At 43.2% G+C, this 20,193-nt stretch carries 18 protein-coding genes; 2 read left to right on the top strand and 16 right to left on the bottom strand.

The window, feature by feature from the left end:
- Positions 1 to 544: 544 nt before the first annotated feature.
- Genes galK through galE form a run of 3 tightly spaced genes read right to left on the bottom strand, consistent with a single transcriptional unit; the run spans position 545 to position 3,855 of the window.
- A complete protein-coding gene (gene galK, locus G6R11_RS04090) occupies positions 545 to 1,708 on the bottom strand; it encodes a galactokinase (protein WP_163131708.1) in 1,164 nt (387 codons plus the stop codon).
- 11 nt (positions 1,709 to 1,719) lie between these two features.
- Positions 1,720 to 2,781: a UDP-glucose--hexose-1-phosphate uridylyltransferase gene (locus G6R11_RS04085; protein ID WP_163131706.1), complete on the bottom strand. Its 1,062-nt coding sequence runs from the start codon at positions 2,779 to 2,781 to the stop codon at positions 1,720 to 1,722.
- A gap of 54 nt (positions 2,782 to 2,835) precedes the next feature.
- On the bottom strand, positions 2,836 to 3,855 hold the full coding sequence (gene galE / locus G6R11_RS04080; RefSeq protein WP_163131704.1) for a UDP-glucose 4-epimerase GalE: 1,020 nt from the start codon (positions 3,853 to 3,855) through the stop codon (positions 2,836 to 2,838).
- A gap of 617 nt (positions 3,856 to 4,472) precedes the next feature.
- Between galE and G6R11_RS04075 the strand changes: the two genes are divergently transcribed.
- Positions 4,473 to 6,254 carry a long-chain fatty acid--CoA ligase gene (locus G6R11_RS04075; RefSeq protein ID WP_163131702.1) on the top strand — a complete coding sequence of 594 codons (1,782 nt, stop codon included), beginning with the start codon at positions 4,473 to 4,475 and terminating at the stop codon, positions 6,252 to 6,254.
- Between the two features lie 44 nt (positions 6,255 to 6,298).
- Here G6R11_RS04075 and G6R11_RS04070 read toward each other — a convergent pair whose 3' ends face one another.
- From G6R11_RS04070 to G6R11_RS04025, 10 genes are all read right to left on the bottom strand, one after another.
- Entirely contained in the window at positions 6,299 to 6,682 is a 384-nt protein-coding gene (locus G6R11_RS04070; protein ID WP_163131700.1) for an AAA family ATPase, read from the bottom strand.
- Positions 6,683 to 8,581, bottom strand: a complete 1,899-nt coding sequence (locus tag G6R11_RS04065) for a nucleoside-diphosphate sugar epimerase/dehydratase (protein ID WP_163131698.1) — start codon at positions 8,579 to 8,581, stop codon at positions 6,683 to 6,685.
- A 26-nt stretch (positions 8,582 to 8,607) separates the two neighbouring features.
- Positions 8,608 to 9,783: a DegT/DnrJ/EryC1/StrS aminotransferase family protein gene (locus tag G6R11_RS04060; protein ID WP_163131696.1), complete on the bottom strand. Its 1,176-nt coding sequence runs from the start codon at positions 9,781 to 9,783 to the stop codon at positions 8,608 to 8,610.
- A 79-nt stretch (positions 9,784 to 9,862) separates the two neighbouring features.
- The gene (locus G6R11_RS04055; RefSeq protein WP_163131694.1) at positions 9,863 to 10,483 is read right to left on the bottom strand and encodes an acetyltransferase; all 621 of its coding nucleotides are present in this window, start codon (positions 10,481 to 10,483) and stop codon (positions 9,863 to 9,865) included.
- A complete protein-coding gene (locus tag G6R11_RS04050; RefSeq protein WP_304503123.1) occupies positions 10,480 to 11,076 on the bottom strand; it encodes a sugar transferase in 597 nt (198 codons plus the stop codon). Before G6R11_RS04050 ends, G6R11_RS04055 begins: the two co-directional genes overlap by 4 nt.
- 15 nt (positions 11,077 to 11,091) lie before the next feature.
- A complete protein-coding gene (locus tag G6R11_RS04045) occupies positions 11,092 to 12,231 on the bottom strand; it encodes a glycosyltransferase family 4 protein (RefSeq protein WP_205472570.1) in 1,140 nt (379 codons plus the stop codon).
- 86 nt (positions 12,232 to 12,317) lie between these two features.
- A complete protein-coding gene (locus G6R11_RS04040; protein ID WP_163131691.1) occupies positions 12,318 to 13,412 on the bottom strand; it encodes a glycosyltransferase in 1,095 nt (364 codons plus the stop codon).
- Positions 13,413 to 13,434: 22 nt separating this feature from the next.
- The gene (locus tag G6R11_RS04035; protein WP_163131690.1) at positions 13,435 to 14,607 is read right to left on the bottom strand and encodes a glycosyltransferase; all 1,173 of its coding nucleotides are present in this window, start codon (positions 14,605 to 14,607) and stop codon (positions 13,435 to 13,437) included.
- The gene (locus G6R11_RS04030; protein WP_163131687.1) at positions 14,589 to 15,545 is read right to left on the bottom strand and encodes a hypothetical protein; all 957 of its coding nucleotides are present in this window, start codon (positions 15,543 to 15,545) and stop codon (positions 14,589 to 14,591) included. The genes G6R11_RS04035 and G6R11_RS04030 overlap by 19 nt, the downstream gene beginning before the upstream one ends.
- 24 nt (positions 15,546 to 15,569) lie before the next feature.
- A complete protein-coding gene (locus tag G6R11_RS04025; protein WP_163131685.1) occupies positions 15,570 to 16,784 on the bottom strand; it encodes a lipopolysaccharide biosynthesis protein in 1,215 nt (404 codons plus the stop codon).
- Positions 16,785 to 17,207: 423 nt separating this feature from the next.
- Here G6R11_RS04025 and G6R11_RS04020 point away from each other — a divergent pair, with 423 nt between their 5' ends.
- Entirely contained in the window at positions 17,208 to 17,867 is a 660-nt protein-coding gene (locus G6R11_RS04020; protein WP_163131683.1) for a glycine zipper family protein, read from the top strand.
- A gap of 109 nt (positions 17,868 to 17,976) precedes the next feature.
- On the opposite strand, the gene ppiC is transcribed toward G6R11_RS04020, so the two are convergent.
- From ppiC to G6R11_RS04005, 3 genes are all read right to left on the bottom strand, one after another.
- The gene (gene ppiC / locus G6R11_RS04015; protein ID WP_163131681.1) at positions 17,977 to 18,255 is read right to left on the bottom strand and encodes a peptidylprolyl isomerase PpiC; all 279 of its coding nucleotides are present in this window, start codon (positions 18,253 to 18,255) and stop codon (positions 17,977 to 17,979) included.
- Between the two features lie 114 nt (positions 18,256 to 18,369).
- The gene (locus G6R11_RS04010) at positions 18,370 to 19,536 is read right to left on the bottom strand and encodes a nucleotide sugar dehydrogenase (RefSeq protein WP_163131679.1); all 1,167 of its coding nucleotides are present in this window, start codon (positions 19,534 to 19,536) and stop codon (positions 18,370 to 18,372) included.
- Positions 19,537 to 19,653: 117 nt separating this feature from the next.
- Positions 19,654 to 19,809, bottom strand: a complete 156-nt coding sequence (locus tag G6R11_RS04005; RefSeq protein WP_163131670.1) for a hypothetical protein — start codon at positions 19,807 to 19,809, stop codon at positions 19,654 to 19,656.
- Between the last annotated feature and the right edge of the window lie 384 nt (positions 19,810 to 20,193).

Raw genomic sequence — 20,193 nt, 5'->3', positions numbered from 1 at the left:
GCTTCCTTGGTACATTCGTTTTCTGCTGCTTTACGTGCTGCGATTGCTTCATCTTGCTTTTTGAAACAGCCCAAATGCCTGCGCTTTCCTTCGATAAATATATGAGCCATCCATAGTGCGTCGCGTTTGTGAAAACTTACACCCTTCATACTGTTACCTCTTCGTTCTATATTCCGGTGCCTTTAAAGCAAAACTCGTTAACCAAGAACATGAAGCAATTTCTGTTGCTACTTTCCTACACTGTTAACTTTTTAGTCAGTATTTTACTTAGGGCACAAAAAAAGCCGCCCTCGGGCGACTTCCTGTCTATGGTTTACGTCAGAGTTCCCTCTAACTAGACCTTGATATTAGCACTTAGCCGCTGGGCCACAAATGTATATCTCTTATACGCTAGATGAATTACATAGTTCAATTGCATAGTTCAATACAATCAAATACCTAGTTTTAAAATAGCCATCCGCTTATGCCGTTCTCAAGTTCTGATTAGCCCGCCTGAAAACAAAAAGCCTCGAATACACCAAGGCTTTACATTAACAGTTTGGCCTTAAATAGCGCCTGCACCTGGCATGGCTTTGCAAACGTAAATGCTTTCTTTTAACCCAGTAAGCGCTTGATACTTTTGCTCCACGGCTTGGCATACATCATCCACAAGCGCCGGTGGCATAAGCGCTACGATACAGCCACCAAAACCGCCGCCAGTCATCCTGACGCCACCTTCCGCACCAATGACTTGTTTTACAATATCCACCAGCCCATCAACTTCTGGAACGGTAATTTCAAAATCATCACGCATAGAGGCATGAGACTGCTCCATAAGCACACTTAGCTTGGCCATGTCATTAGCTTTTAGTGCATCTGCTGCAGCTAAAGTACGAGCGTTTTCTGTTATCACATGGCGAGCGCGTTTCGCTACAACAGGGTCTAGCTTGTTCGAGTTATCAGCAAACACTACTTCGCTTACATCACGTAAAGATTTAAAGCCTAAACCTTTGGCCGCCGCTTCACACTGTTCGCGGCGAGTATTGTATTCACTATCAACCAAACCACGCTTCTTGTTGGAATTAATGATCACTACAGCCATTTCTTCTGGCATCGCCACTGCTTTAGTGTCTAGAGAGCGACAGTCGATAAGCAAGGCATGGTTTTCTTCACCTTCAGCAGATATTAGCTGGTCCATGATGCCGCAATTACACCCTACAAAGTTGTTTTCAGCTTCTTGGCCTATCAGCGCCAGTTGCTGTTGTGATACATCCAAGTTGTATAAGGTTTTAAAGGTTTGGCCAATCACAACTTCTAAGGCTGCTGAAGAGCTTAAACCCGCCCCTTGGGGCACGTTTCCGCTAACGGCTATATCAGCGCCAGAAAAGCTAAAACCTTGCTTTAGCAATACTGAAATAACCCCACGGATATAGTTAACCCACATTAGATTTTCATCAAATAGCAAGGGCTTACTAATATCGAATTCGTTTACTTGATTACCATAGTCAACCGACACTACCCGCACTATGCTGTCGGTGCGCGGCGCGGCTGCAACTACTGCTTGGTAGTCGATGGCGCAAGGCAAAACAAAACCATCGTTATAATCGGTGTGTTCACCAATTAGGTTAACTCGACCTGGTGCTTGAATCAGTTTTGCGGGTGCCTGACCGGTCATTTCAGTAAAGGCACTCGAAACCTTATCAATTAGTTGTTGTTGGCGATTAGTCATTAACGGCTCCTTTACTGATCTTGTTCTTTGTAATGTACGTCACTTAAGTTACGTAGCTTTTCGGCTGCTTGCTCGGCAGTTAAATCACGCTGGCTTTCGGCTAACATTTCGTAGCCCACCATAAACTTACGTACACTGGCACTGCGTAATAGCGGTGGATAAAACAAGGCATGCAACTGCCAATGCTCTGTAGAAGTATCACCCTCTTTAAAGAACGGTGCATAGTGCCAGCCCATTGAATACGGGAATGAGCACTTAAATAAATTGTCGTAACGGCTAGTTAGCTTTTTAATGGCTAATGATAAATCATCGCGCTGCTCATCGCTTAGCTCGCTCATACGGCGAATATGCGCTTTTGGCAATAACATGGTTTCAAACGGCCAAGCAGCCCAATAGGGAACCACTGCTAACCAATGTTCGGTTTCCACCACCGTGCGGACGCCATCAGCTTGCTCCTTGGTCGCATAGTCAACCAATAGGTTGCTGCCATATTGCTGGTAGTAATCTCGTAAGTGTTTATCCTTACGCTCAATCTCATTAGGTAAAAAGCTATTCGCCCATATCTGGCCATGAGGGTGAGGCTGAGAGCAGCCCATGGTTTCACCTTTATTCTCAAAAGCCTGAACCCATAGGTAGTCTTGACCTAGCTCTTCTATCTGCTCATTCCAGGTATCAATCACACCACGAATAGCTGGCACTGAAAGCTCTGGCAGGGTTTTACTGTGATCCGGCGAGAAGCAAATTACTCGGCTAAGCCCGCGTGCTTCCATACTAGTAAACAAAGGATCGGCAGATTTTGGCACATCTGGCGAGTCGGTCATTAGTGCCGCAAAATCATTCCCAAATACATAAGTCCCTTTGTAATCTGGATTAACATCGCCAGAAATTCGGGTATTACCAGCACACAAAAAACAGCCTTCGTCGTAACTTGGAAGCTCGGCGGTAGACGGCGTTTCGTCTTGACCACTCCAAGGTCGTTTAGCACGATGCGGAGATACCAAAATCCACTGCCCCGTTAGCGGGTTGTAGCGGCGATGTGGATGCTCTGTAGGGTCAAATTTAGTGTCTAACATGAGGTTTTCTTACTCCATCAAAAGCACCCTCGGGTGCTCCTTATTTCTAAACAATTACTGGTCGTAGCCCTTGGGATTATTTGACTGCCAGTTCCAGGTATCAGCGGTCATATCATCAATGCTACGCGTGGCTTTCCAGCCTAAAACTTTTTCTGCCTTATCGGTTGCAGCCCAGCACTCGGCAATATCACCATTACGACGAGGACAAATTTGGTAAGCGATCTCTTTACCGCTGGCTTGGCTAAAGGCTTTAACCATTTCCAGTACCGAGCTACCTTTACCAGTACCTAAATTAAAAATATGCAGGCCGGCTTGCTCGCCAATTTTAGTTAAGGCAGCAACGTGTCCATCGGCGAGATCCATTACGTGAATGTAATCACGTACGCCTGTGCCATCTGGCGTTGGGTAGTCATCACCAAATACCGACAAGCTATCTCTTCGCCCAACGGCAACTTGAGCAATAAATGGCATTAGGTTATTCGGAATACCTTGGGGATCTTCCCCCATTAAGCCACTAGGGTGAGCGCCTACTGGATTAAAATAGCGTAATAAAGTAACACTTAAGTCTGGTGCGGCTAATTGAATATCGCGATAACACTCTTCAACCATAAACTTGCTGCGACCATAAGGATTGGTAACATCACCGGTTGGGGTGTTTTCATCAATGGGCATAACACTCGGCTCGCCATATACTGTTGCAGAAGAACTGAACACAATGCTCTTTACGCCAGCTTTGCGCATAACATCGATAAGTACTAATGAGCCATTAACGTTGTTGTCGTAGTATTCATAAGGTTTCTCAACCGACTCACCCACTGCTTTTAATCCCGCGAAGTGAATCACTGAATCAATTTTGTGCTCGCTAAAAATCTTTTCTAGCACCGCTCGGTCTCTAACATCGCCTTCATAAAAGGCAGGCTGTTGCTTACTTAAGGTTTCGATGCGCGATAATACTTCGCGCTTACTGTTACACAGGTTGTCTAAAATAATGGGAGTTAAACCGGCATTAATCAGTTGTACACAAGTGTGGCTGCCAATGTAGCCCATACCGCCTGTAACCAAGACCTTATTCATTACGTTCTCCAAAATCTGTGCAAATTTAGATGCATCCAGTTCCTTTACAAACTGCTTTCACAGCCTCGAATAAGTATATTGAAGCACGAAAGGGTAAACGTTTCCACTTTTAAATATAAAGTAATTGAGCTATTAACTATTTTTGCGGATCTGCTCAATTTTCAAAATTGTTTAGCGCTACAGTAAACTCCAGCTTTCAAGATCTTAGGCAACTAGAGAAAACTACTCACCAAGCCATGTAATAACTGCCATTCAGGGTTATTATTGAAAGGATGAAACTTACATCTCTAAAGTAAACCCGCTGTTTTTGGGGAAAGGTTTTCCTAGAGCATTTTCGCGCATCACATGAGACAACGTTTACCCAAGCTTAAGATTAGTAGTAAATGTCACAAGGTGGTCATGTTTCTTTGAAATATTCGAGTAAGCGGGTGTTTTGTAGATAATTCGGACATATGTAGACCTACCCCTGCATTTATTTGCTGAGCACCAACATTTCGTCACCAATCACAAAAGAATATTTCAAAACCGTTTGGCTTACACTTGTACGCTAAAATAAAACTACCTAAAATAGCCGCCTTAATTTGGCTATTCGCCCTCATCCTCATAAAGGTAAAAACATGCAGCACATCGTTAACATGCTAAGCCAACAAGCTCAGCAGCAGTTAGATCAGGTGGCGCTAAAAATTTGGCGCAATCAAGCATGGCAATGTTTTACATGGAAGGATTTTTCTCAGCAGTGGACGCTAGTTGCAAAAGGTTTAATTAGTCTTGGTCATACCGAGCAACAAGCAGCAGCAATAATGTCTCCCAACATGCCTGAATGGAGCATTGCTGATTTAGGCATACTCGCTGCACGGGGCTGTGTGGTACCTATCTACCCCACTAATACCTTAGAGCAAAGCCAATACATTATAGAAGATGCTAACTGCGAAATTTTGTTCGTAGGGCAAGAAGAGCAAATTCAGATTGGCTTAGAGCTATTAAATGCTGGGCGAATAAACACACTAATTTGTTTTGAAGACAGCAACTACACAGAGCTTGAAAACGTATTAAGTTGGCAACAACTGCTTGAGTTAGGTGAGCAACAAGATAAGCAAATACTCGAGCAGCGCAGCGAGCGCATAACCATGAACGACCTCGCAACCTTAATATACACCTCTGGCACTACCGGTGAGCCCAAAGGCGTAATGCTCGATCATGCAAACTTTGCAGCGGCCTTCGAGATGCATGACCAACGTTTAGAAGTAAATTCTGATGATGTATCACTTAGCTTCTTACCGCTAAGCCACGTATTTGAGCGAGCATGGACTTATTACATTTTGTACCGCGGCGCGAGTAACATCTATTTGGAAGACCCGGCACTGATACAAGAAGCCTTGCCTCGCAGCCAGCCTACCTTAATGTGCAGCGTTCCACGCTTGTATGAAAAAATCCATGCAGCTATTTTGCAGAAAGTAGCTGCAGCACCAAAAACCAAGCAATTATTGTTTAACTGGGCAATGAGAATCGCTAAGCAGCGTTTGTTACTTAAACAAGCAGACAAAACTCCAAATACCCTGTTTAATCTGCGATTTTCCCTCGCCAACAAACTGGTGCTAAAAAAGCTACGCGCGATATTTGGCCCAGCACGCTTATTACCCTGCTCTGGCGCTCGATTAGCCGATGACATCAACAGTTTTTTCCAAAGCTTAGATGTTCCGATTAATTACGGATACGGCATGACCGAATCCACAGCGACCGTATCTTGCTACAGTGAGATGCAAAAGACCATTGGCAGCATTGGACAACCTCTAGAAGCCTTACAAATCAAAATCTCTGAGCAAGGAGAGATTTTAATTAAAGGCGACACGGTGATGCGTGGTTACTACAACAAACCAGAAGCCACCGCAGAAACCATTGTTGATGGCTGGCTGCATACTGGCGATGCAGGAAAGTTAGATACAGAAGGTAACTTGGTATTAACCGAGCGCATTAAAGAGCTGATGAAAACCTCTGGCGGCAAGTATATAGCGCCGCAACGTGTCGAAGGAGCCTTAATTCGAGAGCCCTTATTTGAACAGGTGGCAATTATTGCCGATGCGCGCCATTTTGTTTCTGCACTTATTGTTCCGGCATTTGAAGCCTTAGAAATGCATGCAAAACAGCTGGGCATTAAATGGCAACATCGCAATGAGTTGCTTGAGAATGCCGAAATAAAAAGCCTAATTCAGGCTAGGCTGAAACAAGTTCAAACCAACTTAGCCAGGTTTGAGCAGGTAAAACAATTTACTCTGTTACCACGCGAGTTTTGCATGAAGCAAGGTGAGCTTACGCCAACGTTAAAGCTACGACGAGCGGTGATTGAAAGCCGCTTTGCCGAGCAAATTAGCGCGATGTACGCAGAGCCTAAAACGACCTAAACAATAAACGAAAAAGGCGCTTAAAGCGCCTTTTTTATTGCTGACTAATCTTCCCAATTTGCCCGCATAGTTTCGATAATGCCTTGGCTTACTCCATGAATACTGGGGTAAGCTGCGCTACATACTCGCACTGCTAGCGCTGCTTGGTACTTGTCAGCCAGCTCTTTGTAAGCCTGCATTTCCCATTGCTTAACAAAGGTATTGGCTACCACCACATTGCTGCCTTTAGCTAGGTGATACTCTGTTTGCTGTTGGCACCAACGGTGCGCATTAGCAATTTCATCGGCTCTATAATGGTAGTCACCTTGTTTATCCACAAAGTACATATCAGCCTCTAGATGAACGGCATCAATAGTGCTGGCTAAGGTCGACTTACCACTGCCCGGCAAACCTCGAATAAGCGTAAGCTTAAGCGGCTTATTTGCCAACTAGGATACAGCCTTAAGCTTCGGCTTAGTTTGCTCTTGGCAATAGGCTAATGGCGCTTCTTTTAGCAAGGCTATCACTGCCTGTTCATCCATAGCTTCGCAAGCCTCATTAAGCTCATCAAACAAGGCCATCAGCTCTGCCCAAGGCATAAAGCTCTCGTTGGCAGTAAGAATGCGCGGGTGATCGGTAGGTCGCTCATCATCACCTACCAGCAACTCTTCGTAAAGCTTCTCACCAGGACGTAAACCTGTGTACTTAAGCTCTATGTCGCCATCAGGGTTAAGCTCATCTCTCACTTCTAAACCAGAAAGATGAACCATACGTTTAGCTAGCTCAGCAATTTTGACCGGTTCGCCCATATCTAATACAAATACTTCACCGCCCCTCGCCATAGAGCCGGCTTGAATCACTAGCTGAGCAGCTTCGGGAATAGTCATAAAGTAGCGAATAATATCGGGGTGAGTAATGGTTAGGTCTTCACCTTTGCGAATTTGCTCTTTAAATAGCGGGATGACCGAGCCAGAAGAGCCTAAGACATTACCAAAACGCACCATGCTGATGGTAGTTTCTGATTGGTGGTCGGCTAGGCTTTGCATCACCAACTCGGCCAAGCGCTTAGTTGCCCCCATCACATTGGTAGGCCGTACTGCTTTGTCAGTTGATACCAATACAAAGGTAGTCACTTTAGCTTCAATTGCCGCCTGAGCAATATTGTATGAGCCAAACACATTGTTACATACGCCTTCTACTACGTTTTGCTCCACCAACGGAACATGTTTATAAGCAGCGGCATGGTAAACAGTGTCCACCTTGTTGGCTAACATCATCGCACTCAAGCGGGGTAAATGCTGAACTGAGATCATTAAAGGCACCAGTTCAACATTAAGCGCTAAGGCTTCACAACGTTTAATAAGTTCACGTTCAATTTCATATAAGGCAACTTCAGAGCGCTCAACCAGCAACAAACGCTTAGGTTTAAATTGAATAATTTGCCGGCAAAGCTCTGAACCAATAGAACCACCAGCACCACTTACCAGCACAATTTTATTACGAATCGAGCTATCCATTAAGTGCGCATCTGGGCTTACTGCTTCGCGCCCTAACAAGTCTTCAATCTCTACTTCTTTAATCTGATCTACTTTAGCTTCCCCAGTCACTAAGTCGTTTAAACGAGGTACTGTTAGAACTTCAGTATTTAGATCAGCAAGAGAAGTCAAAATTTCTGAACGGCGTTTTTTCCCAGCGTTCGGAATTGCCAATAATACCTTGCTCACATGTAAGCGACGAATAAGTGTAGGAAGTTGTTGAGGAGGGTAAACCGTTAAACCGTGAATCAACGAATGGCGTAGCTCTTTTTTATCATCTATAAAAGCCACTGCTTGAAAGTCATCACCCTGACCAATAGCTTGCAGCAATTGGCGGCCACTGTCGCCAGCGCCAAATATAATTACATTTTGCTTGGTACTGTTCTCTAACCAAACAAATAAATAGCGAACCGCAAAGCGCACACCACCACACATAATTACGCCAAAGGCCAAGTAGATAAATGGTGCTGTTCTTGGGATAACCGCTTGAAAGTAAAACGAAGTAACAATCATCAATAAGGTGGCAATGGCAAAACTAAACAAGATTGCTTGCAGGTTTTTCTCATTAATGTAGCGAAGTACCGCCCGGTAAAGCCCAAAATACCAAAAGCCTGCTAGTGTTGTGAAGATCACCGAGCCAAAGGTAATCCAAGTCGGCGTATCTGCAAAATAGTGGTGGCTTTCAAAGCGCACCCAAAGGGCGCCCCAGAAGGCTAAGCTTAAGAAAATCAGGTCAAGCGTAAAGATAAGCGCAACTTTTTGCCTACGGCTTGGCCGCTCGAATAAACTCATCAAATTGAATTGCGGTAACATCTAAATTCCTTTTTAGACAAGTATAGTCAAACAAGCATCTCTGCAGACATGCTGGTTAAACAATCCTGAACAAGCTTGCAGACATGCTGCATATCTTGTGTGGTAATGGTTGGGTGCACCATAAACATAATGGCACTGTCACTTAATTGCTTGGCGTTAGTTAATGGCTGCTCCGGTCGAACATTTAAACCATCAAAGGCCTTTTCCAAATAAACCTCGCCGCAACTACCTTGCATACAAGGTACACCTGCAGCGTTTAGACTCTCGATAATTTGGTCGCGACTTATGCTGTTTTGACCCTTGTCCACAAAGGCATAAAACTTATAGAAAGCATGTTGAATATGTTCAGGAACCTGAGGCACGCTAATAAAAGAGAAAGGCGCTAAACAACTAGCCAATTGCAGAGCATTAGCTTGTCGCTGTTGCTGCCATTCAGTCATTCGAGTTAGCTGGATTCGGCCAATAGCCGCTTGCATCTCGGTCATCCGCCAATTGCTGCCAATGCTTTCATGCAACCAACGAAACCCGGGAGGGTGTTGTTTGTTAAACACCGTATCGTAAGACTTGCCATGATCTTTATAAGACCACATTTTATCCCACAAGGCCTGGTTATTAGTGGTTACCATGCCCCCCTCGCCACCGGTGGTCATAATTTTGTCTTGGCAAAATGACCAAGCAGCAACATCACTTAGTCCACCCACTGGCTTACCACGATACAGAGCGCCATGGGCTTGCGCGCAGTCTTCAATCACAAACAATTTATGTTGCTGAGCTAACTGATTAATCGCATCCATATCACAAGGCCAACCTGCAAGATGCACACAGATAATCGCTTTGGTTTTATTACTAAGAACGGCTTGAATGCTTTCTGGGGTGATATTTTGGCTAGAGAGATCAACATCGGCAAAAACAGGTTTAGCGCCAACATTTACGATTGCACTTGCAGAGGCAATGAAAGTACGCGAGGTAACCACCACTTCATCACCGGTGCTAATTCCTAAGGCACGGAGAGCTAACTCTAGCGCCAAAGTACCATTTGCTACTGCGATGGCATAATCAGTTTCCGCCCACGCAGCAAACTCTTCTTCAAAGCTTTTACCTTGAGAACCAGTCCAGTAGTTAACTTTATTTGATAGCAGTACATCACTTACAGCTTGAGCTTCCTGCTCAGTAAAGCTTGGCCAAGAAGGTAAATCTCGCATTTTTACTTTTTTTAATCCTTTAAAACACCTTCCCTATAGTGCGGTAAAATTGCTCAATCTACAACTTTAGTCGTGTAAATTAAGGTGATTTAGCCGGGTTGCCGTACACTTTTTCAGCACACTTCACATCTTTAACCACCACCGAGCCAGCCCCTATAAACACTCGCTCCTTAATGATAATTCCCTGAATAACGCAGCTGCCAATCCCTACCATTGTTTCATGCCCAACCTGGACTTCACCCGCAAGGTTTACCCCAGGACAAATATGCACGCAATCGCCTAGCTTTACATCGTGATCAACCGAGCTATTATGATTTATGATACACCCAAGACCTATGCTTGAACCAACACTCACCGTGGCATTAGCCATTACAACACTTCCGTCACCTAGATGAGCAGAACAACAAACGTAAGCCTTAGGGTGAATCAATACTGGGAGTTTTACATCAAGGTCTTTGAGCGCTTGCAAACGCTTTAGCCGAGTAGAGTTATTGCCAATCGCAACATGGGCTGAACAATCAGGATTGCTAGCGAGATGACTCAACATGTCTTGCCAACCGCCAATCACTTGGCAGCCTTCGGTTTCGCCAAGCTCCTGCCAACGCTCATCAAACAAACTAATGGCTTGATAACCCAACTGTCGAGCGATCTCGACCACCACCTTAGCGTGGCCTCCAGCCCCATAAACTGCTAGCTTCATGATTCGCCATTCCCGGTAAATTTAGCCATTGTGGCTTCACCTTCGGCGCTAACCCCATCTTTCACAAAGACTTTCTTCACGGTTAGAAACAGAATTTTGATATCGAGTAACAATGAGCGATTCTCGACATACCAAACGTCTAGCTCAAATTTTTGCTGCCAACTTAAAGCATTGCGACCATTTATTTGTGCCCAGCCAGTTATACCGGGTTTCACGTTATGCCGTTTTGCCTGCTCAGAAGAATAAAGCGGTAGATACTCCATGAGTAGCGGGCGTGGCCCCACAAAACTCATTTCACCTTTTACGATGTTCCACAACTCAGGCAGTTCATCAGCACTGCTAGCACGTAACGCTCGACCAAAGGCACCTAGTCTTTCGGCGTCTGACAATAAGTTACCTTGCGCGTCTTTATCATCACGCATACTGCGAAACTTAATCATGTTAAAGGCTTTTCCTTTCAAGCCCGGACGTTGCTGGCTAAAGAAGATGGGCTTGCCTAGTTTGCTGGCCACCAGCCAACAAAGCACCAATAACAGTGGCGACAACACTACAAGCAAAACTGCCGCGGCAATTCGCTCAAAAAAATAAAACACCTTATCCTTAAGCAACTAACTCTCTCCATTCATAAACTGTAATATTTGCTGATTAACCAAGTTAACATCGTAACGCTGCTCTGCATATTGCCGACTTATTGCGGCCTGTTGCGCAATTAACTCAGGCTGCTCAAAATAACGCATTAAAGCCTTGCTTAATGACTCAGCACTTTGAGGTTGCACTAAAAAGCCATTGTTCCCATCATTCACCGTTTCTCTGCAACCTGGCGCATCGGTAGTCACTATCGCTCTGCCGCAGCTCATCGCCTCAAGCACAGTACGCGGTGTACCCTCTCGATAAGAAGGTAATACGTAAACATGACATTGCGCAATTAAGCCAGCTACATCCTCTACTCGCCCATGAAACTTAACCAGATCATTAGCAATCCAAGTATCTAAATCAGCTTGGGCAATGGCGCTGGGGTTATCATCAATCCAGCCGGCTAAATGAAACACAGCGCAGTGCCCTTGCTTTTTGAGCAAAGCAGCGGCAGCAGCGTATTCTTCAACGCCTTTATCTTTTAATAAGCGAGCGATTAGCAAAAAATGTATTTCGGGATGCTGGTCATCGACAGCTGGCAAATTTAACTGAGGAAAGCGAGCTAAGTTAATCCCTGAACCGTTAATTAGCTTTGTTTTATGCTCTGGAACTAAACCCTGTTCAACAAACAACTTACGATCATCTGGGTTCTGAAAAAACACGCCCTGTGAACAAGCCAAGCCTGATTTATAAAGTAAGCTAACCAAGTAATGCAGCACTTTTTGTTTGGCTGTATTTTGCTGAGTAAACACGTAACCCAAGCCGGTAATCATTGAGTAAACGTTTTTTACGCCAGCTAATCTCGCAGCTAGCGCGCCATAAATAACCGGCTTAATGGTGTAAGCAAGGGTTTGCTGAGGTTGTAGATTTCGAATCAAACGAAACAGCGACCAAACGCTGGCAGCATCTTTAATTGGATTTAAGCCTGTACGTTGCAAAGCATAAACATGCGGTGTAATACCTAATTCAATCAAGGCCTTCTTCTGCTCAGGAGAAAAGTCTGGCGCGGCAATATGCACCTCTTTGCCTTGCTGTTGCATGGCTTTAAGCAAATCGCCACGAAAACTTAAAATGGAATCGGCGAAGCTGGCGATCACCAATACTTTTATAGTCATTTACACTCCATATAAATAAGAACCTTGAGCTGAACTTACAATGCTATTTTGAAACAACTTAAATGCTCCGGTTACAGCTATAATGGCTAAGATAGCTGAAGCAATTTGTCTGCTGCAGCTTGAATAGAAAACTGCTTGCGAACTCGATTAGCATCTTCATTTGATATATTCAGCAGTTCGTCTTTTGTTTTATATGAGAAAAACTCTATCGAGTTAGCAAGAGCCTTACTATCGCCAATAGGCACTATACGTTGAGTATCATTCAAGATTTTATTTGCGTCTCCGACGTCGGTTGAGAATGCAATGCACCCTGCACCAATCGCTTCTGCCAGCACATTTGGAAAACCTTCAGTTTTCGAACTTAAAACAAAAAAATCCACTGACTGATAGAAACTATTCATATCCAATTGCTGGCCCAACAAGCGTATCTTTTTACTGGGTATATTGCTCTGTTCAATCATTTCAGCAAGTACCTGATTGTCACTGTCGATATCCCGTCCAGCAATTACTAGGGTAAAAGCACTATTTGCATTTAACAACATGGAGAATGCAGAAAGTAAAGTTTGATAATCCTTAGCATCATGAAAACGCCCAGCTGCGCCAATAACAAAATTATTGTGTGAAAATGAACGAAGCTGATGTTCAGGGAACGTATATCCATTGGGTATCCAAAGTGATTTTTCATCGCTATGGTATCCAAACTCAACATGCTGCTTCAGAGCCCTTTCAGAACAATGAACCACTTTAGCAGGAGCCCAACGTAAGGCTTTACCAAACAGTATGGCCAACTTAGTGCTTGTTTTTTCCGATTCCCAACAATCTAACGAATGCCTGACTCCCCAAACTAGATCAACCTTAATAAAACCAAAGCATTTAGCCAAGGCAGTAACAAAATTGGCATGATACATCCAAGCGTATACTCGTTCAGGCTTTTCGACTTTGCTGATTTTTCTTAGCTGAAAAGTTGCCTTGAGCAAGCCTACAATAGATGAAGCCCCCAAAGCATAATGCTTTATATTGGTATTAAGCCTGCTTGTTAATACTTCTGATACATCCATTAGAGAAACGATTACATGTTCAAACTCTTGATCACTTTGGTTTATAACTCGAATTAGCATGGTTTCTGCACCGCCAATCCCACCAAAATTAGTAATAACATGTAATACTTTACGCTTGGCCATTCAATTCATCGCTTAAAATCTATTAGTAATTAATTGCTTCGTCTGTGGTTTCTAGCAAACTGTTTACAAAACCTTCCACTGTTCGTGTTTTAACATGCTTTCGCATCAGGATGATTTTTTTCCTTCGCTCACTTGAGCAGACAGACAACTCTTGAACCATAGCGTTGGAAAGTTGTTTAGCACTTTCAGTATCACAAACGCTTATACCGGGTAGAGAAGATACGCCGTCAGCACATGTAGTTGAAACTACTGCTTTTGATACAGTCATCATTTCTAGAAGAGCATTAGGAAATCCTTCAACCCTAGAAGAAACTACGCAAAGGTCAGCTTCTCGCATTAAAGGTAAAGGGTTAGCTATATGCCCATGAAAACAGACCTTGTTACTAATACCCAACTCTTCTGCAATACAAACCAAGCTGTCGTAGTTAGGCCCCTTACCCACAATGTTTAACCGATAACGTTGATGAGTAGAAGAGTCCAATAGCTGTTTAAAGGCATACAACAGTACATCAAAGGCTTTGGCATCAACTAACCTGCCGACACTTACTAATTCAACCGTGTTTTGATTTTCGTGTAGAGGATATTTAACGTCCGCAGACTGCTTTGAACGCTTTAACAAGCTCTCATACTCAACCGGATTAGGTATTACCTTTAATCGACGAGCTCTGGTAAAAGGCACCCTTTTCATTAGCTGTTCTTTCATGTCTTGGGTTTGCAACACAAGTAAGTCGGGCGCTCGATATAATCGGTACATTAATTTGAAAGCAAATATCCTAAGACCCGTGTAGCGGTCAAACGGTTTGCTAGATTCGCGATAAACCCTACGCTTAACAGCCAAACAACCAAGTAGAGTGCACAGCCCAACAAATGCATTGGTATGCACATGAGAAGTGAAAGACAAATCAAACCGTTGTCCGCTTAGCCGCTTTTTAGCCAACCATAATACCGATTTGATAAATCCATATAACTCCCGATTTGAAGCTACATAGTGTTTTTCACTAACATCAAACTGATCCCACTTCCCGTTATCACCTCTAGACAAAAAAATTATACAGAGATTCCAACGGCGTCTTTTCAGCTCTGTTGCCACCTTCATTAGGTTTGATTCGGCTCCTCCTAAAGCATCAGTAGGAACAATAATTAGGCCGTGTTTAGTTGTCTCACTCGCTCTTAAGCTCAATTCAAAAATCCCCACCAATAAATCCACTGCAAATATTGATACATTAATAACCCAAGAAATAGCACCAAAGATTTATTTCTTTCGAAGCTCCCCATCGTGACGATAAAAAAAGGATATCCAAGTGCTATATAACGGGAGCTATACTGACCTGACAAGGTAGCAAACAAAAATAGAGTCAAAAAAAACAAACACATATAAGTATGATAATAAGGGACTTCTTTGTGAAAAGCCGCTACATAGAACAACGCTACAATCCAGAAGGCAGCATACAGAAAGGAAACTGACTTACCTGAGACACCTGCTCTGCGATCCCCCAACAAAGCAAGCAACACATCTTTACCAAATATAAACACAGCAGCAACCACCACAATTACAGCAAGTGTGTAGAATTGATTGCTTGATTCCTCTCTCTCTCTTTGTGAAAGTAACTTCGATAAGTAATAAAGGGCACTCATAAACAAAAATACAGCATGGGTAAACACTCCCATAACAAACAACATGGCTTTAAGGTGTTGGTTTGCTCTAGGTATTGCTAATAGGAACAAGCTTAAAGCGAGAGCGCTTCTTTGCTGGGCCATAACTAAATCTATAAGCAAAGGGTTTACCAGCAACAAAGCAGCATATAGCTTATTCACTCTTACAAAAACGAATGAACTAATACAAAGAAAGCAAAAGAAAGAAATAGCGAACATTGCAGTCTTGGCTTCAATACCCGTTTTAGATAGAAGCAGTAGCAAATATGCCCAAGCAGCTTCAGAAGTGAAGTAACCAATCAGTGAATTATCTGGGTTAATAAATTCTGAACCATATACCTTTAACTCGTTAAAGCGATAGATATAATTTGCCAAATCGGCTAAGCCTGCGCCTCGTAACTCCACCCAAGGCACAAGGAATACAAGAACCGTAAATAGAAACGCGAGGGATAGATCTTTTTGTTCTTGGCTTAACAGCATCTGAACCTGCAATGACCAAGCATGCTATACCTCATCAACTACCTCACGATTTAAGCGAAGAACCAAATAAACAAGCATTACCACGTAAAAGCTATTTGCAATAACATAAGCATAAGAAGCCCCCGCCACGCCAAGCGAGGGAATCAATAGATAATTTGCCAGCACGCTAATAGCCGCCACCAAAAGAGTAAAAAAAGAAAACACCTTGAAGTACCCTCTAGAGAGGATTTGATTTTGAATCAAGTTCTTAAAGACAACGATAGGCACAACTAGCAGCATAACCCTAAAAATGGCCACTGCTTCTTCAAACTCTTCACCAAAAACATAAGGAATAAGCTTTGCTGCGAAAAACAATACAGTACATATCAAGATACAAAGCGGCAATAATAAACCGATAACACCTTTTTGCTCTCTCCAGTTTTCGGCTAGTTTCCCAGAGGAGTTTTTGGACAGAAACACAAATGAGACAGATTGAGAGAAAATATAAACTAGTGATATGAGCTGCAAAGATAACTGGTAGTAACTTGCACCCGCCATATTAAGCGAAGCCCCTAACATGATGACACTAGTTTGAGCGATCACCACCTGACCAGCCATGCCAACATGTAAACTCAAGCTGTTTCGCAATAGCTCAATGATTGTTGACGGTCGGCAATCTGGTTTTGATAAATCGATATTTTCCGACGATAGTGCATACAAAAACGAGCAACAAAAATACAACTTACCAATGATGAAACCGGCAAAAACACCGGTTAAGCCCATCCCCCACCACAAAAGCAATAACGTAGTTATAAATGTAACTATTGCGGTAATCACGAGTGAACGGTTGTAGGCGTTGATTAAGCCGTTATAAACGTAAAGCTGTACTGTGAATGCATCTGCGATAGTGATAACAGTAACCAACAATAACAAAACTAAAAAGCTAATGCTTGCAAAGTGGGTGTAAGTATTTACCAACATTGCTATGGCAAAAACTACAGCACAAATTAAACAAAGAAGTACGAAAAAACCCAACAGTGAAGACAAGGGGTCACCGCTCAACCGGCGATTATGGATAGATGACTGGACACTAAAGCTTATGAACTTTGCAATCACAGCGCTTAAGCCCAATAGATAAACGTACTCACCGCGAAGCTCTGCTCCTAAAGAACGAACTACCAAAACCAATAGAGAGAAATTTATAGCTAGGGCGATATATCGAGTAGCGCCTCCTTTTAAACTATCTTTGAATAATGACACTCGTAAACTAATCCATTAGAAGAAATATGATTAAACAAGGGGTTTTAGCTACCAAACCTTGCTTTATACCCTATCAAAAACCTAATTAATGCCCTCTTCTTTTAACAATAGAGGTGTAACCTTTAACAAAGTTACCAGTCACTTTTGTCAAAGTTAATATAAAGAACCTGAACTTTTCAACAACTATATTGTTAGCTATTAGTTAACACTGCGTTTACGCCTCTCGCCAAGCAACTGCAAGCTCCGCACTGTATCCCTTTCAGTGCTGTGACTAAGGTATGAGGAAACCAGAGGAAAGTCACGACAACTGTTATACTAATCAACTAAAAAAAATTACTCAGTTATCTTTAACAAAAACTCAATAATTCAAGCCAGTATGTTGTATAACTAAACTAGATAATCGACAACTACAATGGAAGTAAAATGCGAATAAGCACTCGTTTTCAACAAATAACCAACAGCTCTATCATTAACATCAGATCGACTTTAGCCATAATATCTTTGATAGTTATTTTACACGTATCTGGTTGCGCCAACACCGCAGAAGGAGCAGGTACCGGCGCACTAGCCGGTGCGGCTGGCGGCCTAGTTTCTGGTCTTATTTGGGGGGGCGACCCTTTAGAGTCAGCAGCAAGAGGAGCAGCCGTTGGGGCTGCATCAGGCGCAGCGGTAGGAGCCGTGCAAGATGCTAAGCAAAGTTCTGCAGAGCAAGCCCCGCAAGAGACTGCTGAGACTAGCTCTAATCAACTTCCAAGCAAAGAACAACTTATTGCAGCCATTGGCGAGCCCGCTGTTGATGGCATAGTGGCATTAGCAAAATGCGATTACTCAAGCGCTTTAAGTAATGCTCAGTTATCAAAAGCCGCCAGCGAGCCTCATTACCAAGAGGCTGGTGTGTGGCTAGAAGCCCTAAGTTACGCTGAAACAGGGGATGTTGATAAGCTAAATGCTAGCTACACAGAAATTATCAAGCTCGATAAACAAGTGAGCAATGTGCTAGAAGCACAAACTGAATTATCAGAAAGCTTAAGTAAATTAAAACAGATTAGACTTGAGCACGACCTGCCAGAAAGCTGCTCTTAATTCAGATTGCTATACTAGGTGCTTAATGAAGGTGGAGTTATCGATGATAAATCCACCACCTCAGACCTCGAGGCAACTGTCAGCAACAAATAATAGTGGGATCCGAAAGTTAAGTCCTATAAAGCACTTTAACTACATGCCAACCGTGCTTAGTTTTAACTAAGTGCGGCACAAGAATCTCACCACTAAAGCATACTTTGTCGAACTGCGGCACCATTTGCCCGCGTCGAAACTCGCCTAAATCACCGCCCTTTTTTCCTGAAGGGCAAGTCGAGTGCTTTTTTGCTAAGGTTTGGAATTTCGCGCCTTTTTTAAGCTGGGCCATAATCTCCTCAGCTTGTTCTTTGTGTTTAACCAAAATGTGTAATGCAGCTGCAGTTCTAGCCATGATGAATCCAAAAAAAAAGAAAGATTATACCCTAGAACACGCATTCTTAAGATAACTAAAATAAAAGAGCCAAGGCTAATGCCTTGACTCTGGCTTCAGTGTAAATCTTTAGACTTAGTCACTACCAAACAGGTCGCGGGTATACACTTTATCTGCAACGTCTTTAATATCATCCACCATGCGATTAGCAATTATCACATCACAGTCTTGTTTAAATGCATCTAAGTCTCGATAAACCTTAGAGTGGAAAAACTCGTCTTCTTCCATCACCGGTTCATAAATCACTACTTCAATACCCTTGGCTTTGATGCGCTTCATAATGCCTTGAATACTCGAGGCCCTGAAATTATCAGAGCCCGATTTCATAATTAAGCGATATACGCCTACACGCGTTGGGTTACGCTTTACGATTGATTCAGCAATAAAGTCTTTACGGGTAGTATTGGCATCAACAATCGCACCAATAATATTATTCGGTACATCTTTGTAGTTAGCTAACAATTGCTTGGTATCTTTAGGTAAACAGTAACCACCGTAGCCAAATGAAGGGTTGTTGTAATGATTACCAATGCGCGGGTCCAGACCCACCCCTTCGATTATATGCCGGCTATCTAAGCCATGTGTTTCTGCGTAAGTATCTAACTCATTAAAGTAAGCCACCCGCAGCGCAAGATAGGTGTTAGCAAACAACTTAATCGCTTCTGCTTCGGTTGAATCAGTAAGCAATACATCAATGTTTTCTTTTATTGCGCCTTCAACCAACAAATCGGCAAACACTTGCGCGCGTTCCGATTCCTCACCCACCACAATACGTGACGGGTGTAAGTTATCATGCAGTGCCCTGCCCTCTCGCAAAAACTCAGGTGAAAAAATAATGTTATCTACACTAAATTTATCTCGTACTGATTTAGTGTAACCCACCGGCACAGTCGACTTAATCACCATCACCGCTTCGGGATTAATCGCTAATACATCGGCAATCACCGCTTCAACCGACTTAGTATTGAAATAGTTGGTTTCTGGGTCATAGTCGGTAGGCGTGGAGATAATCACATAATCAGCGCCTGCATAAGCCTGCTGCTTATCTAAGGTGGCTATGAAATTGAGGGGTTTATTGGCTAAAAAGTCTTCAATCTCTTTATCGACAATCGGCGATTGTTTGTTGTTCAGCAAAGCGATTTTTTCAGGAACAATATCTACAGCCACCACTTCGTGGTGCTGTGCGATCAACATAGAGTTGGACAGACCTACATAACCTGTACCAGCTACTGCTATTTTCATTAACTCTTCTCTATATGGCTGGGCATAATAATGCTAATTAACTAATGTGACACTTTACAGCTTAAAACATTTGCCACCCCATTAAAACCTGATAAAAACACGAGATAATGCGCTACGTCAGTCACTAGCCCCCACTCCCCAAGCATCAAACATACTGGCACAATCCATCACCGAGTAAGCGGCGAACGGCACAGGTAGTGGATTATCTTCGGTTTTAATCACATTTAGCTTCACCGCGTTGGTCAACTTGCCTTGGACTAAGCCTTCGGTCAAAATCGCTCGGGTAAATTCATGCCAACTAGTGAGTATGTCCCCACTATCGCGGTAACTGCTCCAAGCAGTTTTACCGCCCTTAATTTACTCACAACACGCTAAAATAAGGGCGGCAGCCGCACTGTTCAGCGATCACATCTGGCTCTTATCACTCGCCGTTATTGCTAAATATTCAGGTCCCTTTGCGTTAATCGTGGGCGGCTAGTTCCAGCTCAGTTCGTGCTTTATCGACTGATGTATGTTCTGCGGCATTCACAATAAAAGATCTGCTGTTTGGCTAAACCTTGTAAGCGTGTGCTTAACCGACTGTTTGTACCGGTTAGCAACACATTCATTGGGCGAATAGCTCTGCACATAGTCCTATGCTTTTTTTTGTTGAAGATC

The organism is Agarivorans sp. Alg241-V36, from assembly GCF_900537085.1.
Lineage (GTDB): Bacteria > Pseudomonadota > Gammaproteobacteria > Enterobacterales > Celerinatantimonadaceae > Agarivorans.
Note: the sequence above shows the minus strand (reverse complement) of the source record. Positions and strands in the feature narration are given on the sequence as shown.

Excerpts from the sequence above, each read along its gene's own strand:
- galK (WP_163131708.1), bottom strand. The coding sequence starts at position 1,708 with ATGACTAATCGCCAACAACAACTAATTGATAAGGTTTCGAGTGCCTTT.
- G6R11_RS04085 (WP_163131706.1), bottom strand. The coding sequence starts at position 2,781 with ATGTTAGACACTAAATTTGACCCTACAGAGCATCCACATCGCCGCTAC.
- galE (WP_163131704.1), bottom strand. The coding sequence starts at position 3,855 with ATGAATAAGGTCTTGGTTACAGGCGGTATGGGCTACATTGGCAGCCAC.
- G6R11_RS04075 (WP_163131702.1), top strand. The coding sequence starts at position 4,473 with ATGCAGCACATCGTTAACATGCTAAGCCAACAAGCTCAGCAGCAGTTA.
- G6R11_RS04065 (WP_163131698.1), bottom strand. The coding sequence starts at position 8,581 with ATGTTACCGCAATTCAATTTGATGAGTTTATTCGAGCGGCCAAGCCGT.
- G6R11_RS04060 (WP_163131696.1), bottom strand. The coding sequence starts at position 9,783 with ATGCGAGATTTACCTTCTTGGCCAAGCTTTACTGAGCAGGAAGCTCAA.
- G6R11_RS04055 (WP_163131694.1), bottom strand. The coding sequence starts at position 10,483 with ATGAAGCTAGCAGTTTATGGGGCTGGAGGCCACGCTAAGGTGGTGGTC.
- G6R11_RS04045 (WP_205472570.1), bottom strand. The coding sequence starts at position 12,231 with ATGACTATAAAAGTATTGGTGATCGCCAGCTTCGCCGATTCCATTTTA.
- G6R11_RS04040 (WP_163131691.1), bottom strand. The coding sequence starts at position 13,412 with ATGGCCAAGCGTAAAGTATTACATGTTATTACTAATTTTGGTGGGATT.
- G6R11_RS04030 (WP_163131687.1), bottom strand. The coding sequence starts at position 15,545 with ATGCTGTTAAGCCAAGAACAAAAAGATCTATCCCTCGCGTTTCTATTT.
- G6R11_RS04020 (WP_163131683.1), top strand. The coding sequence starts at position 17,208 with ATGCGAATAAGCACTCGTTTTCAACAAATAACCAACAGCTCTATCATT.
- ppiC (WP_163131681.1), bottom strand. The coding sequence starts at position 18,255 with ATGGCTAGAACTGCAGCTGCATTACACATTTTGGTTAAACACAAAGAA.
- G6R11_RS04010 (WP_163131679.1), bottom strand. The coding sequence starts at position 19,536 with ATGAAAATAGCAGTAGCTGGTACAGGTTATGTAGGTCTGTCCAACTCT.